We start from the raw sequence: 14,492 nt of genomic DNA, 5'->3' as shown, positions 1-14,492 counted from the left end.
GCCAATCTGTGCAGGACCGACAAGACTATGACAATGCTAAATATCACCGGCCTGGCATCCGTCCCGGTAAAATCCGCACCCTTCCCGCACTTCTATCTGGAGCGCTCGGTCAACCCGGACCAGCTCCAGCCGCTGATTGCCGACTTTCCGCAACTGCGGCAGGGCGGCAGCTTCAATATCGAGGATGTGGAGACATCGACGCGTTTCCGCCAGTTTGTCGACCAGTTCGACAGCGACGAAGTGCGCCAGATCCTCGGCGACAAGTTTGCCATCGACCTGCAGGGCAAGCCGATGTTGGCCACCCTGCGCGGCTACTCGCGGGCCAAGGACGGCCGCATACACACCGACTCCAAGACCAAGCTGATCACGGTGCTGATCTACCTGAACGAGGACTGGCAGCCCGCGACGGGGCGCCTGCGTATTCTGCGCAGCGGTACCGATATGGAGGATTACGCCGATGAACTGCTGCCGGGCCCCAGCTCGCTGGTAGCCTTCAAGGTGACCGACAACTGCTGGCACGGCTATCCGAGCTTCGAGGGCAAGCGCCAGTCCATCCAGATCAACTTCCTCACCGGCGAGGGCGTCAGGGCCAAGCACCAGTTTTTCCACAAACTCAGTGCCAGACTGAAAGCCCTGTTCCGCTGAGCGGCCTTGTATTTACCCCGTCGCTGACCGCCGGCGGCCACTATGCCCCCGCCAACAGCGGTCGCCATAGCTATCACCGGGGCAGCGGGCGCTCGGGAGATTTGCCCCAGCTGATGATTCACGCGGGCGGTGACAACTGCGCCGATACCCCCTGCCGCTCGGCGGCGGCGGTGCGCGTATCGCCTGTGGCGTAATACCCTGATCGGCATTGGTCTCCTGACAAGCTCTTAAGCCTCGCGCGGCGTTCGGGCGGAGTCCGGTGTAATCGCCGTACTCCGCAACGCGTATCCGCAAACTTCGCCCGCCAGCACCAGGAATCAATTGGCGATGCGCCAACTGAACGGACTGAGGCCACGCAAAGTCGCGCCAGCCCGGCAGAGCCGGGCACTAACCATGGTGGTGAATTGGTGGAATACGGACTGGACGCCAAGCTGTTGGATCAGCAGGGAGCGCTCGCTAATAGGCCGAACATCGGCCTGTGTTACACCTGCTGATTAATCGGTACCTGACAAGGCGGTCGCGGCACATGGCCGCGATCTATATTTCCGCTACGGAGAAACTCAGAAGCGATAGGCAAAATTTACCGTCAGCGAGCGCAGGTGACCCAGGTCGAAATCCGTCACCCTGTCCACGTCGTTGTAGTTGTATTCGATGGAGGTGTCGAAATCCCGGGTCCACATATAGCGGTAGCCGACGCCCGCGTTCCAGTAGTCGTCGCTGCCGTCGTCGTTCACAACGAAAATGGTGTCGCGCCACTCGATGGTGCCGACGTCGAAATCGCCGTAGTTCCAGCCCGCCATCCAGTAAAGGCACTGCACTTCGCAGTTCAGGGTGAAATCGACTTTGAAATTGACGCCCCACTGGTCGACGGAGACGCGGCCGTCGTCAAAATTTGAATAGCGCAGTTCCACCTGCCACAGACCCACTGCGGGTGTGATACCGACACTGGCGTAACCAAAAAAATCCTGGTCATCATTGATCTGCAGCTCGCCCACGCCGAGGCCGAGCGTGGTAATCACGCGGTATTCGCCGAGACAGATGCCCTCGATTGGATTGTTCCACTCCACGGCGGCGGCCGTCGTCGAACACATCAGGGCGAGAGCAAACAGAATTTTCTTCATTGCGACCTTCCTTGGAACACTATTTTTTTCGTGCGGCGTTCGGCCCCGGGGAACTTTGGGAATGGGCCACATCAATAATGGCCCAGATACCGCCGGCAAAAGCGGGGTTGCTGCGCAGGGTTTCGAGATCGCCCGGAAAAGGCGGCGGATGGCCAGCGGCCCGCAGCTCCTCAAGCCGCTGCATAATAGTTTCCGCCATCTTCTGCAGGGTTGCGTCAAGACTGTCGGCGTGGCAATGGCAGTGGGGCAGATCCGGCGCAATCGCGCCGAAGCCTGCGTATTCGATGTTGTGAACCACAACCGGATAACGCATCGAGAGTTACTCTTATCACATTAACTCACCAAGCGTAGACGGAATTTATTTTTTCGTGGCCCGGAAACGCGAAAAAATGGCGCGCGGGGAAAGTGCGCAGAAGGGAGAATCTATTTGCGTTCGCGGCGGTGCAGTAAAACTACTTTCCTCAGCGCGGCATGCGGCCGAGCAGGGCGCGGCGCGAATAAATCATTTCCTTGTAGGTCTGCTGCAGGGACAGGTCCAGCTCGGACTGGGCCCCGCCCAACTCTTCCATCTGACGCTGCAACCAGGTGATTTCAATTTCCAACTGCTGGCGCAATCGGCGAATTTCACTTTCACTGATATTGATATGTGCGCTGCGGAGACTGGACATAGCTCTACCTCAACCGGAATCCGCGCCGGCCGGCGCGGATTGCTTCAGTGGGTTCCCAAGGCCCGCCGGCGGTGCGCAGGCGGAGCATAGGGTAAAGCTTAGTCTAATGACGTTTATTTGGTGAGTAATTCGCGCCAATCGTAGGAAGGGTCGCCAATCACGTAAAAGAACGGGTTCAGCAGCGAGTCCTTGCGGTTGTAGCGCAACAGTTCGAACTGCTCGTCGACGACGATACCGCCGGCCGCCTCCACCACCGCCTGCGCCGCCGCGGTGTCCCACTCGCAGGTGGGCGCCAGGCGCGGATACAGGTCCGCGGCGCCCTCGGCGACCAGGCACAGTTTCAGGGAGCTGCCCATATTCTTGCAGGCCACCGTCCCCAGGTCGGATTCGATGCGCTCCACCAGCCTGTCCACCGCGCCGGCACCGTGGCTGCGGCTGGCGACCAGCTCCACGGCCTCGCCGGCGTTTAGACGAGGCTGCAGCCGGCGCGCGCGAATCTCCCGCTCGCCCTCGGCATCGCGCTTGAAGGCGCCGTTGCCGCGGCTGCCGGCGTAGGTGATATTCAGCACCGGCACATGCACCACCCCCAGCACCGGTTCGCCGTTTTCGATCAGCGCCACGTTGACGGTGAACTCGCCGGTGCGGCGAATGAATTCCTTGGTGCCGTCGAGCGGGTCGACGATCCAGTAGCGCTGCCAGCGGCTGCGCTCTTCGAAGGACGGCATTTCCTGTTCTTCCGACAGCACCGGCACGCCGTCGAGCAGCTGCGCCAGCGCCGGTGCCAGTACCGCGTGCGCGGCCAGGTCCGCGGCGGTCACCGGCGAGTCGTCCGCCTTGGTGTCCACCTCCAGCTCGGCGCTGCTGTGATAAACGTCGAGGATCGCCTCGCCGGCGCGGGCGCAGATCCCGATGACCTGCTCCACCAATGTCTTTTTGTCTAGCGCTGTGTCCATCATTTTCCCCTGATTTCGAGCGTCGCATTATACGCACTCGGCCGCGCCGGGCCACGGCGCCGGTTTACTCGATGCATCTGTTAGAAACTGACGGATCGATCGCGGCCATGGGCCGCTCCTACAGGCTTCCAGAAATGCCTTTGTAGGAGCGGCGGGGCGGCCATCCGCCCTTGGCCGCGACTGGACTATGCGCAGTCAGTGCGGGTAGACACTAGGCGGGAAACAGGTCGTCGATGGAAAGATAGCGCTCACCGGTGTCATAGCTGAACACCAGCACGCGGCTGCCGGGGTCGAATTCCGTCTCGCGCCGCTTCACCGCCGCCAGGCTGGAACCGGAGGAAATGCCGACGAAGATGCCCTCCTTCAGCGCACACTGGCGCGCCATCTCGAAGCTTTCCTCCTCGCTGACGAGGATGGTGCCGTCCAGGATTTCAGTGTTCAGGATTTCCGGCACGAAACCGGCCCCTATGCCCTGCAGCCGGTGCAGGCCCTTCTCGCCGCCGCTGATCACCGGGGATTTTTCCGGCTCCACCGCGAACACCTGCAGTCCGGGCAGTTTCTCTTTCAGCACCTCGGCGCAGCCGGTGATATGGCCGCCGGTGCCGACGCCGGTAATGAGATAGTCCAGCCCCTCGGGGAAGTCGGCGAGAATTTCCCGCGCGGTAGTCTCGCGGTGTACCTTGACGTTGGCCGGATTGCGGAACTGCTGCGGCATCCAGCTGTTTGCGTGCTCCTTGAGCAGCTCCTCGGCCTTCGCGATGGCGCCGGCCATGCCTTTCTCCTTCGGCGTCAGCACCAGCTCCGCGCCCATCGCCTTCATCACCTTGCGCCGCTCCACCGACATGGATTCCGGCATGGTCAGAATCAGCCGATAGCCCTTCACCGCGGCCACCATCGCCAGGCCGATGCCGGTGTTGCCGGAGGTGGGCTCGATGATCACGCCACCGGGCCGCAACTCGCCGCTGGCCTCCGCCTCGGCGATCATCGACAGGGCGATGCGGTCCTTGATGCTGCTGCCGGGATTGAAGCGCTCGACCTTCATCCACACCTCGATGTCCGGGCGGAACAGCTGATTGATCCTGACGTGGGGGGTATTGCCGATGGTTTCGAGAATATTGGCTGCCTTCATGCGCGAAGCTCTCCCTTATATGTTCGACGTTGCGGAATTCACTCTAGCGGTTTGTAGCGGCGGCGGGCGATTGCACCGCCGCCAGCTTTGCCGAATACTGGCCGGGTCTGACCGAATCGGTCCACTCATCCACTCGAGCAAACCACAAAAACCTAAAAATCGCGAGTAAAGTCATGACCATCACCCACAACAGCGCCAGTTCCACCGCGCTGCAGCAGACCGGTTTCCGGCTGCCGGTCGTATTTGTCGCCTTTGCCGCCATCTATATGGCCCTGGATGCGACTGGTCTGCGCGGCCCCTGGATGGCCTCGCTGAAGATAGTACCCATCGCGATCCTGGCGCTGATCGCGCTGCGCGACCTCGCCGGCCTCACCCGCACCCTGACGCTGGCGGCGCTGGCCCTCTCGGCCCTCGGCGACGTACTGCTGGCGCTGCAGTTCCCGAACCAGTTTGTCTTCGGTCTCGGCGCCTTCCTGCTGGCGCAGCTGATCTACGCCGGCAACTTCCTGCGCAGCGCCGCCCGATTGGAAGACTGGCGCAACCGGCGCACGCTGCTACGGGGCCTGCCGGTACTGGTCGCGGCGCTGCTGCTGGCGCTGCTGCTGCTGCCGGCGGCAGGCGCACTGGCGCCGGCAGTGCTGGTCTACCTGGTGGCGATCGTGGCCATGGCGCTCAGCGCGGCCGCTCATCGCGGCGACTCGGCGCTGCTGTTCGCCGGCGCCGTGACCTTTATGGTGTCGGACACGCTGATCGCGCTGAACAAGTTTATCGCCCCGCTGCCGCTGGCCGGCACCGCCATCATGCTCACCTACTACGGCGCCCAGATGGCGCTGCTGTACGGCATAGCCCGCGCTCGGGCATAATAGGTGGCTGAAATTTAACCACCCTTCCCGGACGCGAGGTACATCAGGCCCATGCTCGATTGGCAAAGCGTCGACACCGTGCTGCTGGATATGGACGGCACGCTGCTCGACCTGCATTACGACAATCACTTCTGGCTGAGCCACCTGCCGCGGCGCTACGCCGAGATCCACGGACTGACTCCAGAGCAGGCCCAGCAGCGGCTGCATGTGGAGATCGAGGCGCGCCGCGGCACCCTGGAGTGGTACTGCCTGGATTTCTGGACACGCGAACTGAAAATCGATATTGCCGCGATACTGCGCGAGATCGAGGACCGCATCGCGCTGCGCCCGCAGACGGAATCCTTTCTCGCCGGGCTGAGACAACTGAACAAGCGCACCCTTCTGGTCACCAATGCCCACCGCCGCGGCCTGGATCACAAGCTCGAGATTACCGGCATCGACCGCTGGTTCGACGGCATAGTCTCGTCACACGATTACGGTCACGCCAAGGAGAGCGGACATTTCTGGCGCGCGCTGCGCGAGCAGGTCGACTTCGACCCGGCGCGCACCCTGTTCGTCGACGACAACGAGTGCGTGCTCGCCGCCGCGCGCGACTACGGCATCGCCCACCTGCTGTGCATCCGCCAGCCGGACAGCCGCGGCCCCCTGCGCGAGATCGCCGACTACCCGGCGATTCATCTGTTCGACGAGATTATGGCTTTCTGACGCCGAGGATTCGGAATCGCCACCGATTTGGCTAGCCTCCCGGCGTTGTAGGATGGCACATTGCGAGGTCCTGCTGCCGGTGGCCATCCGGCAAATATTTACCGATGAGGTTTTTTGCCGGGTGGCCACCGGTAGTAGGGTCGATCGGAGCCCACTGTTACTGAGCAAACAAGCAACCGAGAATTGATGGATAAAGTACGCATCGACAAGTGGCTCTGGGCCGCGCGCTTCTACAAGACCCGCAGCCTCGCCAAGCAGGCCATCGAGGGCGGCAAGGTGCACGCCGACGGCCAGCGGGTCAAAGCCAGCAAGGAGATCACCACCGGCATCACCCTCAGCATCCGCCAGGGCTGGGACCAGGTGGAGGTCGAGGTACTGGCGCTGTCCGACCAGCGCCGCGGCGCCGATATCGCCCGCACCCTCTACCAAGAGACCGAAGCCAGCGCGGCCAAGCGGGAGCAGGCCCGCGCCGAGCGCCAGGCCAGCAACGCCGCTTTGCACAGCGAGCGCCCCAACAAGAAGCAGCGCCGCCAGATCCACCGATTCATTCGTGAACAGGAATAGGGAGCACTTGCATTTCGTCATCCCGGACCCGGTCCGGGATCCAGTATCTGCGTTCCCCTGAGACACTGCGCCGGCATGACGAACCCGGGGTTAACCACGCAACAATTCACCCGCCAGCTCGGCCGCAGCTGCTAAACTGGCCCCACATTATTCGATAGCGACACCGCCGACGATGAAAAGACTTTTCGCCCTCGCCCTGCTGCTCCTGCTCACCGCGCAAGGCGCCAGCGCCGACAGCCGCGAACACGAGCAGCTGAAGCGCTCGATCATCAAGATCTATACCACTGCCGCCGCGCCGGACTACTTCAACCCCTGGGCGCTGCTGAACGCCAAACAGCTGTCCGGCTCCGGTGCGGTCATCAGCGGCAAGCGAATACTCACTAACGCACATGTCATCGCCAACGGCAGCTTTATCCAGGTGCAACGCCACGGCGACGCGCAGAAGTTTCTCGCCCGGGTGCAGTTCGTCTCCCACGAGGCGGATCTGGCGCTGCTGACGGTCGAGGACGACGCCTTCTTCGAGGACACGCGCCCGCTGGCGCTGGGGGAACTGCCGGACCTGCAGGAAGAGGTCACCGTCTACGGCTACCCGATCGGCGGCAAGTCCCTGTCCATCACCCGCGGCGTGCTGTCGCGGGTGGAGCACCAGTATTACGCCCACGCCGAGAGCTACCTGATGGCGGGCCAGATAGACGCCGCCATCAACCCCGGCAACAGCGGCGGCCCGGTCATTTCCAATGGCCGCATCGTCGGTGTGGCCATGCAGACCAACCAGGGCGCCGAGAACCTGGGCTACTTCGTGCCGCCGAGCGTGATCGCCCATGTCCTCGAGGATGCCAAGGACGGCGTGCACCAGGGCTTCCCCGAGCTGGGCGTGGTCACCCAGAGTCTGGAGAGCCCGTCGATGAAACAGGCTGCCGGCCTGAGCGAAGACCAGGACGGCGCGCTGATCGTCAAGGTATTCGACGACTCCCCCGCCGCCGAGGTGTTCAAGCCGGGTGACGTGCTGCTAGAGGTGGACGGCTATCCGGTGGCCGCGGACCGCACCGTGGAGTGGCGCGAGAACCAGCGCACCAACTATCACTACGCGGTGGACCGCCGCCACGTCGGTGAAAAGCTGCCGGTGCGCTTCTCCCGCGACGGCCAGGTGCAGAGCGCGGACGTCACGCTCGCCGCAGCGCCGCCGTCGCGCTCGCTGGTGCTGGGCGAGCAGTTCGACCAGCAGCCGCGCTACTACATTTACGGCGGCGTGGTGTTCGTGCCGCTGAACATGAACCTGATCAAACGCTGGGGCAGCAACTGGCACTCCAAGGCGCCGGTCGACTATCTCTACGCGCGCAACCAGTGGAGCGACGACGCGCGCCGCGAGCTGGTGGTGGCGCTGAAGGTGCTGCCGGCGAACGTCAATCTCGGCTACCACGACTGGAAGAACTGGATCATCGATTCGGTGAATGGCCACGGCGTGGCGGATTTCGACGAGTTCGCGCAACTGATGGAGAGCAACGAGGAACCGTTCGTCGACCTGCGCGACCAGTCCGGCTACCGCATGGTGCTGGATGCCGCCGCCGCGCGCGAGCAGGAACCACTGATTCTGCAGACCTACCATATTCCGCAGCGCCACTCGCAGGGACTGTTCAGCACCCTGGCCAATAAGGAAGAATAGGGCCCGAAACCACTTACAAAGCGGAAGGGAAGTCCATGAAATCTGTATTGGGGGCACTGTTACTGGGCGGACTGCTGCTCTCGGGCGCAGCCGCCTGCGCCGGCGAGCTGTACCGCTGGGTCGACGCAGAGGGCAAGGTGCACTTCGGCGACCGCCCGCCGCTGGAGGCCAGGGCGGAAAATATCGGGGGCGAGCTGCGCCCGATCAATTCCGCCGACGCCCCGGCGCCGCAGCAGACCGCGTCCCGGCGGCAGCAGCTCAACCCGGAACGGGAATACGACAACCGCCAGCGCCAGCGCGAGCTCCAGCAGCAACAGCAGATGACCCGCGCCTGCAATGCCGCGCGCCGCGATCTGCGACTGCTGCAGGGCCGGGTGGCTGTTATCGACGCGAACGGCAAGGAAATCAAAATGACCGAGCGCGAGCGCCAGGAGCAGGCCGACCGGTTGCAGCGGGAAATCGCGCGCGTCTGCGGTTGAACGGTCGCTCCTGCACCGGCGACACCAGCGACACCGCCGGCCGATGGCATCCGCCGCAACTGCGGCGGCTACCATTTACAGATAGGCACCGCTAAAATCCCGCGTTTTTTCGCCCAGGTTCTCGTCTATGTCCGATCAGCTGGAACGCTTTATCTTCTCCCGACACGACATTCGCGGACAGTTGGTGACCCTCACCGATTCCTACCGCGCCGTGCTGGGAAACAACCAGCTGCCGCCGCCGGTGGCGCGGCTGCTGGGCGAGTTTCTCGCCGCCGCCTGCCTGCTCTCCACGACCCTCAAGTTCGAGGGCCTGCTGATGCTGCAGGCACGGGGCGAGGGGGACGTGCCGCTGGTCCTGGCCGAATGCACCCACCACAGCGACCTGCGCGGCATCGCCCGCGTGGCCGAGGGGGCGCAGATCGACGGCGACGCCAGCCTGCGCCAGCTGATCGGCAACCGCGGCGCCCTCGCGATCACCGTGGAGCCGGAGCAGGGCGAGCGCTATCAGGGCATAGTGCCGCTGGAAAAAGACACCCTGGCCGAGTGCCTGGAGGACTACTTCACCCAGTCCGAACAGCTGGCCACCCGCTTCTGGATCGAGTCGAGCCCCGACACCGTCGGCGGCATCATGCTGCAGGTGCTGCCGGGCAACAACGCCGCCTCGGAAGAGGAGAACCGGGACGCCTGGGAGACGGCGCAACACCTGGCGGAGACGGTCACCGCCGAGGAACTGCACTCGCTGCCCCACGACCAGCTGCTGCACCGCCTGTTCCACGAGCTGCAGCCGGCCGCACTGGGCACCGCCAATATCCGCTTCAAGTGCAGCTGCTCGCGCGAGCGCAGCGCCCGCGCCCTGATCGCACTGGGCCCCGAGGACGTCTACACTCTGCTGGAACAGCAGGGCGGCGAGATCACCGCCGACTGCCAGTTCTGCAACACCCAGTACCGCTTCGACCGCGGGCAGATAGAAACTCTGTTCAACGCCCCACCGCCCACGGTGCACTGAATGCGCGCCCGCGGCCTCTGCGGCGGCGGAAGACAGGCGGGGCAAGCGCGCGGACGATATTCATAAAATTAATGCGGTTGTCAACAGCCATAGACGGGACAAATCCTGTAGCACAAAATTTCAACCGACAACGCTGTCATTGGTTGAAAAATAACCTCTTTTGCTGTCCCGCCAAATTGAAGTTTGCCATAATGCGCGCCCCGAATTTGCCCGGCCGCTGCTTTCTGCAGCGGCCCGACTATTTTCTATTGATCAACTTTCACGGGTAATCGACGAATGGCACAGATCGACGACACCGCGCAGGTCTACAAGAACCTGGCGTCGGCGCAATTGGTAGAAGAGGCGCTGGTGCGCGGCGAGGGCAAGCTGTCCGACACCGGCGCACTGGTAACCGAGACCGGCGCGCGCACCGGCCGCTCTCCGGCGGACCGCTTCGTGGTGGAAGAACCCTCGTCCGCCGACAGCATCGACTGGGGCAACGTCAACCGCCCTTTCCCGCAGGACAAGTTCGACGCCCTGTGGGATCGCGTCGAGGATTTCGTCGCCAGCCACGACCGCTTCGTGCAGCAGCTGCACGTGGGCCAGGACGAAGACCACTACCTGCCGGTGATCGTCACCACCCAGACCGCCTGGCACAACCTGTTCGCGCGCAACATGTTTATCCGCGCCGAGAAGTACAACCCCAAGGGCAAGGAAGAGTGGCGCATCCTGCACGCGGCCAACTTCGTCTGCGACCCGGAGCGCGACGGCACCAACTCCGAGGGCTGCGTGATCATCAACTTCGGCGCGCGCAAGGTGCTGCTGGCCGGCATGCGCTACGCCGGTGAGATGAAGAAGGCGATGTTCTCCGTGCAGAACTTCCTGCTGCCGGAGAAGGACGTGATGCCGATGCACTGTGCCGCCAACGTCGGCAAAGACGGCGACACCTGCCTGTTCTTCGGCCTGTCCGGCACCGGCAAGACCACCCTGTCCGCCGACCCGGAGCGCTACCTGATCGGTGACGACGAGCACGGCTGGGCCAGGGGCGCCGTGTTCAATATGGAAGGCGGCTGCTACGCCAAGACCATCAACCTGAGCCGCAAGAACGAGCCGGTGATCTGGGACGCCATCCGCTTCGGCGCCATCATCGAGAATGTGGTCATTGACGAGAAGCGCACCCCAAACTACGACGACACCAGCCTGACCGAAAACGGCCGCTGCTCCTACCCGCTGGAGCACGTGGAAATGCGCCAGCTGGAGAACCGCGCCGGCGAACCGAAGAACGTGATCTTCCTGACCTGCGACGTGTCCGGCGTGCTGCCGCCGGTGGCCGTGCTGTCCAAGGAAGCGGCCGCCTACCACTTCCTGTCCGGCTACACCGCCCGCGTCGGCTCCACCGAGCTGGGTGCGGAGGCGGGCATCCACCCGACCTTCTCCACCTGTTTCGGCGCGCCATTCATGCCGCGCGCGCCGCGCGAGTATGCCGACCTGCTGATGAAGCGCATCGACGACTTCGGCTCCAAGGTCTACCTGGTCAACACCGGCTGGACCGGCGGCTCCGGCGACAAGGGCAAGCGCTTCCCGATCCCGGTGACCCGCGCCGTAGTCGCGGCCATCCAGAGCGGCGCTTTGGAGGGCGCCGAGACCGAGCACCTGGATATCCTCAACCTGGATATTCCCAAGGAAGTGCCGGGCGTCGACAAGGCCTACCTGAACCCGCGCGCAGCCTGGGCAGACAAGGCCGCCTACGACGCGCAGGCCGGCAAGCTGGCCAAGCTGTTCGGCGAGAATATCGAGAAGTTCAACGTCGGCGACGACGTCAAGGCCGCCGGCCCCCAGGCGTGATAACTCCAGTACCGTAGGAGCGGCCGTTGGCCGCGATCAGTCTATTCGGACATCGATCGCGGCCATGGGCGGATGGCCGCCCCGCCGCTCCTACTGGAACCGAAAACCCCCGCGGCGCAAGCCCCGGGGGTTTTCTTTTTGCGCCGGCCAGGGGCCTGCTATTTGCGACTATAGTGAGTAAAGAGGCGCCGGCGGTCGACATGTCGGTGCCGGATAATCCCCGAGTGCAGCAGTCGCGAACCGAGTATGTCCGCAGGCAACTCCTATTCTCCGTTTGGCACCCGCTACCCGCAGCTGCCGCGCGGCCGGCGCACCAACCGCGTGGTGGTAGCCGGCCTGGCGCTGGTGCTGCTGCTGGTGGTGATCGCCCTGTGGCTGTATCTCTACATTAAATCCCTGGAAAAGCCCTACTTCGAACTCAAGGGCTATCGCGTCGCCACCATGCAGAGCTTCAACAACTTCCTGCGCCGCGACGGCAATCGCGCGCGCGTCACGGAGCTTGCACGCTTTCTGCAGGAGCGCGGCGTCGGCGATGTGACCGCGGTGCAAAACCTGCTGCGCCAGGGCACCGACTGGCTCGATATCGACGAACCCGCTTTCGCCATACCCCCCAGTGATCAGTGGCGCAATATCATCGGCACCCTGACCCTGCTCCGCGACGAGGTGGAGCCCAACATCGGCCCCGTGGACGTGCTCTCCGCCTACCGCACCGACAACTACAACCGCAAGTCCGGCGGCGCCGAGAGCAGCAAGCACCGGGATTTCTGCGGCCTCGACCTGGTGCCGAAATCCAACATCAGTCACAAGGAGCTGGTGGAGGAGCTGCGCAGCCTGCACGCGCGCCTGGGGCCGAAGAGCAATATGGGCCTGGGTATCTACAGCAATGTGCGCTTTCACATAGATACCTGCGGCTACCGGGCCTGGTGACTTATGGAAATCCATGAAAGCGAAGATCACGAATATATCGACATTCACATCGAGCGCCGCCGGGTCATCTGGATCAGCGCCCTGGTACTCGCCGGTATCGTCGCGCTGCTGGTGATGACCATGGACAGGGTGCGCGAGCTGGGCGAGCGGATCGTCACGCCGCGTGAAATTGTGCCGGCAAAAACAATCCCCAAGGGCATCGAGATCCCCGATGTCTACGAGATCAAGGGCTACGCCGCGGCGTCCCCCAAGGCCTTCGATGACTTTCTCGCCAAGCAGGACTTCCGCGAAATCTTCGCCCGGCTGCAGCACTTTCTGTACATCAACAAGGTCGACGGCGTAGTGCCTTCCTTTCAACTGCTGCGCCAGGGCACCGACTGGCGGCAGATCGATGAGCCGCCGTTTGCACTGCCGCCGGAGGACAACTGGGGATCCATGGTGAATACGCTGCGTCTACTGCAGGAAGAGATCGTTCCCCGTATCGGCCCCGTAACCGTGCTGTCCGGCTGGCGCACCGACAGTTACAACGCCAAGGCGGGCGGCTCCAAGCGCAGCAAACATATGCACTTCTGCGGCCTGGACGTGGTCCCGGAACGGGACATCACCCGCGAGGAACTACTGCCCATCCTGCGGGGCATACACCGCAAGCATGGTAAGAGATGGAATATGGGCCTGGGCATTTACCGGGGTGTCCGCTTTCACGTCGACACCTGCGGTTACCGAAGCTGGTAATCACCGGCGGCTACTGGTAAGCGCCTGCGGCTACTGGTAAAAGACACCCGCTTCTGCTTACATAGGCGCGACGCGAAACCCCGCGACCTGAAAGCTGTGACCGCTGTGCGGGGATAACAATAATTGAGGATTATGGCAGTGCATGAAAAGCTGGAAAGACGCTCATTTATTCTTTCATTGCTGCTGGTAACGCTGGCATTTGTACTGCTGCTGAAGCCCTTCTTTACGCCGATCTTCTGGGCCTGTGCCATCGCCCTGATTTTCTTCCCGGTGTACCGCTACCTGCTGAAGCACTTTCCAAAGTGGCCCAACCTGATGGCACTGCTGACCCTGTTATTGTGCACCGTGCTGGTGGTGATACCGGTATTGCTGGTGGCCAGCTCATTTGTCAATGAGATGGTGACACTTGTGCAGAAGGCGCAGACCGGCCAGATCGATCTCTCCCGGCAGATCGAACAGGTGCGCAGTGCCTTTCCCGGCATCAACGCCCTCATCGAGCGTATCGGTATCGACTTCGACGAGCTGAAGCAGCGCCTGCTCGGCGGCGTTATGAGTGCCGGCAGCTTCCTCGCCAAGAATGCGCTGGCGGTGGGGCAGAACACGCTCAACTTCTTCCTGATGCTGGGCCTGATGATCTACCTGACCTTCTTCCTGCTCCGCGACGGCGAGAAGCTGGTGGACCTGCTGATCCGCGCCATGCCCCTCGGCGACGAGCGCGAACACCTGCTGCTGGCCAAGTTCGCCGAAGTCACCCGCGCGACCATCAAGGGAAACCTGGTGGTGGCGGTCACCCAGGGCACCCTGGGCGGACTGATTTTCTGGGCCCTGGGTCTGCCGGCGCCGCTCTTGTGGGGGGTGATGATGACGCTGCTGTCGCTGCTGCCCGCGGTCGGCGCCGCGATTATCTGGTTTCCCGCCGCCCTCTACCTCTACGCCACCGGGGAAATCGTCAAGGCATCGATCCTGATGGTATTCGGCGTGGTGGTGATCAGCCTGGTGGACAATATCCTGCGCCCAATCCTGGTCGGCCGCGACACCAAACTGCCGGACTATCTTGTGCTCTTCTCCACCGTCGGCGGCCTGTTTATGTTCGGTATCAGCGGTTTCGCCATAGGCCCGCTGCTGGCCGCGCTGTTTATCGCCTTCTGGGAGATTTTCATGCGCGAGTTTGTCTCCCCGTCGGGTAGCCACGGCAAGCAGTAAGCGCACCGGC

16 protein-coding genes are annotated in these 14,492 nt (G+C 63.1%); 11 read left to right on the top strand and 5 right to left on the bottom strand.

Translation table 11 applies throughout. From position 1 onward, the window contains the following. The first annotated feature begins 27 nt into the window (after positions 1-27). Positions 28-645 (top strand): 2OG-Fe(II) oxygenase, encoded by a 618-nt coding sequence (locus RRF64_RS13140; protein ID WP_323846346.1) that lies wholly within the window; start codon positions 28-30, stop codon positions 643-645. Positions 646-1,205: 560 nt separating this feature from the next. On the opposite strand, the gene RRF64_RS13135 is transcribed toward RRF64_RS13140, so the two are convergent. The 5 genes from RRF64_RS13135 to cysK all read right to left on the bottom strand — a co-directional run bounded on the left by RRF64_RS13135 (position 1,206) and on the right by cysK (position 4,516). Further along, on the bottom strand, positions 1,206-1,766 hold the full coding sequence (locus tag RRF64_RS13135; protein WP_323846345.1) for an outer membrane beta-barrel protein: 561 nt from the start codon (positions 1,764-1,766) through the stop codon (positions 1,206-1,208). A 19-nt stretch (positions 1,767-1,785) separates the two neighbouring features. Further along, the gene (locus tag RRF64_RS13130) at positions 1,786-2,079 is read right to left on the bottom strand and encodes a type II toxin-antitoxin system HicB family antitoxin (RefSeq protein ID WP_323846344.1); all 294 of its coding nucleotides are present in this window, start codon (positions 2,077-2,079) and stop codon (positions 1,786-1,788) included. A 148-nt stretch (positions 2,080-2,227) separates the two neighbouring features. Continuing rightward, positions 2,228-2,434: a hypothetical protein gene (locus tag RRF64_RS13125; protein WP_323846343.1), complete on the bottom strand. Its 207-nt coding sequence runs from the start codon at positions 2,432-2,434 to the stop codon at positions 2,228-2,230. A 113-nt stretch (positions 2,435-2,547) separates the two neighbouring features. Further along, positions 2,548-3,387 carry a 3'(2'),5'-bisphosphate nucleotidase CysQ gene (cysQ, locus tag RRF64_RS13120; protein WP_323846342.1) on the bottom strand — a complete coding sequence of 280 codons (840 nt, stop codon included), beginning with the start codon at positions 3,385-3,387 and terminating at the stop codon, positions 2,548-2,550. A gap of 211 nt (positions 3,388-3,598) precedes the next feature. Next, positions 3,599-4,516 (bottom strand): cysteine synthase A, encoded by a 918-nt coding sequence (gene cysK, locus RRF64_RS13115; protein ID WP_323846341.1) that lies wholly within the window; start codon positions 4,514-4,516, stop codon positions 3,599-3,601. A 173-nt stretch (positions 4,517-4,689) separates the two neighbouring features. On the opposite strand from cysK, the gene RRF64_RS13110 reads away from it, so the two are divergent. The 10 genes from RRF64_RS13110 (at position 4,690) to RRF64_RS13065 (ending at position 14,482) form a co-directional block, all read left to right on the top strand. Further along, the gene (locus RRF64_RS13110; protein WP_323846340.1) at positions 4,690-5,379 is read left to right on the top strand and encodes a lysoplasmalogenase family protein; all 690 of its coding nucleotides are present in this window, start codon (positions 4,690-4,692) and stop codon (positions 5,377-5,379) included. A gap of 51 nt (positions 5,380-5,430) precedes the next feature. After that, positions 5,431-6,084, top strand: a complete 654-nt coding sequence (gene yrfG, locus RRF64_RS13105; protein WP_323846339.1) for a GMP/IMP nucleotidase — start codon at positions 5,431-5,433, stop codon at positions 6,082-6,084. Between the two features lie 186 nt (positions 6,085-6,270). Continuing rightward, positions 6,271-6,648: an RNA-binding S4 domain-containing protein gene (locus tag RRF64_RS13100; RefSeq protein ID WP_323846338.1), complete on the top strand. Its 378-nt coding sequence runs from the start codon at positions 6,271-6,273 to the stop codon at positions 6,646-6,648. Positions 6,649-6,820: 172 nt separating this feature from the next. Beyond that, a complete protein-coding gene (locus RRF64_RS13095; RefSeq protein WP_323846337.1) occupies positions 6,821-8,311 on the top strand; it encodes a S1C family serine protease in 1,491 nt (496 codons plus the stop codon). Positions 8,312-8,346: 35 nt separating this feature from the next. Next, on the top strand, positions 8,347-8,790 hold the full coding sequence (locus RRF64_RS13090) for a DUF4124 domain-containing protein (RefSeq protein WP_323846336.1): 444 nt from the start codon (positions 8,347-8,349) through the stop codon (positions 8,788-8,790). A 127-nt stretch (positions 8,791-8,917) separates the two neighbouring features. Continuing rightward, complete coding sequence (gene hslO, locus RRF64_RS13085) at positions 8,918-9,796, top strand: Hsp33 family molecular chaperone HslO (RefSeq protein ID WP_323846335.1); 879 nt, start codon at positions 8,918-8,920, stop codon at positions 9,794-9,796. 276 nt (positions 9,797-10,072) lie between these two features. Then, a complete protein-coding gene (locus RRF64_RS13080; protein ID WP_323846334.1) occupies positions 10,073-11,620 on the top strand; it encodes a phosphoenolpyruvate carboxykinase in 1,548 nt (515 codons plus the stop codon). 246 nt (positions 11,621-11,866) lie between these two features. Beyond that, entirely contained in the window at positions 11,867-12,547 is a 681-nt protein-coding gene (locus RRF64_RS13075) for a D-Ala-D-Ala carboxypeptidase family metallohydrolase (RefSeq protein WP_323846333.1), read from the top strand. A gap of 3 nt (positions 12,548-12,550) precedes the next feature. Beyond that, positions 12,551-13,279: a D-Ala-D-Ala carboxypeptidase family metallohydrolase gene (locus tag RRF64_RS13070; protein ID WP_323846332.1), complete on the top strand. Its 729-nt coding sequence runs from the start codon at positions 12,551-12,553 to the stop codon at positions 13,277-13,279. A 138-nt stretch (positions 13,280-13,417) separates the two neighbouring features. Next, a complete protein-coding gene (locus RRF64_RS13065) occupies positions 13,418-14,482 on the top strand; it encodes an AI-2E family transporter (protein ID WP_323846331.1) in 1,065 nt (354 codons plus the stop codon). Positions 14,483-14,492: the final 10 nt, after the last annotated feature.

The organism is Microbulbifer magnicolonia, from assembly GCF_035117725.1.
In the GTDB taxonomy this organism is placed as follows: Bacteria; Pseudomonadota; Gammaproteobacteria; order Pseudomonadales; family Cellvibrionaceae; genus Microbulbifer; species Microbulbifer magnicolonia.
This window is presented reverse-complemented; position numbering and strand designations above follow the sequence as displayed.

What these genes read in the sequence shown, in the direction of transcription:
- RRF64_RS13140 (WP_323846346.1), top strand. Translation starts at nt 28, where the DNA reads ATGACAATGCTAAATATCACCGGCCTGGCATCCGTCCCGGTAAAATCC.
- RRF64_RS13135 (WP_323846345.1), bottom strand. Translation starts at nt 1,766, where the DNA reads ATGAAGAAAATTCTGTTTGCTCTCGCCCTGATGTGTTCGACGACGGCC.
- RRF64_RS13130 (WP_323846344.1), bottom strand. Translation starts at nt 2,079, where the DNA reads ATGCGTTATCCGGTTGTGGTTCACAACATCGAATACGCAGGCTTCGGC.
- RRF64_RS13125 (WP_323846343.1), bottom strand. Translation starts at nt 2,434, where the DNA reads ATGTCCAGTCTCCGCAGCGCACATATCAATATCAGTGAAAGTGAAATT.
- cysQ (WP_323846342.1), bottom strand. Translation starts at nt 3,387, where the DNA reads ATGGACACAGCGCTAGACAAAAAGACATTGGTGGAGCAGGTCATCGGG.
- cysK (WP_323846341.1), bottom strand. Translation starts at nt 4,516, where the DNA reads ATGAAGGCAGCCAATATTCTCGAAACCATCGGCAATACCCCCCACGTC.
- RRF64_RS13110 (WP_323846340.1), top strand. Translation starts at nt 4,690, where the DNA reads ATGACCATCACCCACAACAGCGCCAGTTCCACCGCGCTGCAGCAGACC.
- yrfG (WP_323846339.1), top strand. Translation starts at nt 5,431, where the DNA reads ATGCTCGATTGGCAAAGCGTCGACACCGTGCTGCTGGATATGGACGGC.
- RRF64_RS13100 (WP_323846338.1), top strand. Translation starts at nt 6,271, where the DNA reads ATGGATAAAGTACGCATCGACAAGTGGCTCTGGGCCGCGCGCTTCTAC.
- RRF64_RS13095 (WP_323846337.1), top strand. Translation starts at nt 6,821, where the DNA reads ATGAAAAGACTTTTCGCCCTCGCCCTGCTGCTCCTGCTCACCGCGCAA.
- RRF64_RS13090 (WP_323846336.1), top strand. Translation starts at nt 8,347, where the DNA reads ATGAAATCTGTATTGGGGGCACTGTTACTGGGCGGACTGCTGCTCTCG.
- hslO (WP_323846335.1), top strand. Translation starts at nt 8,918, where the DNA reads ATGTCCGATCAGCTGGAACGCTTTATCTTCTCCCGACACGACATTCGC.
- RRF64_RS13080 (WP_323846334.1), top strand. Translation starts at nt 10,073, where the DNA reads ATGGCACAGATCGACGACACCGCGCAGGTCTACAAGAACCTGGCGTCG.
- RRF64_RS13075 (WP_323846333.1), top strand. Translation starts at nt 11,867, where the DNA reads ATGTCCGCAGGCAACTCCTATTCTCCGTTTGGCACCCGCTACCCGCAG.
- RRF64_RS13070 (WP_323846332.1), top strand. Translation starts at nt 12,551, where the DNA reads ATGGAAATCCATGAAAGCGAAGATCACGAATATATCGACATTCACATC.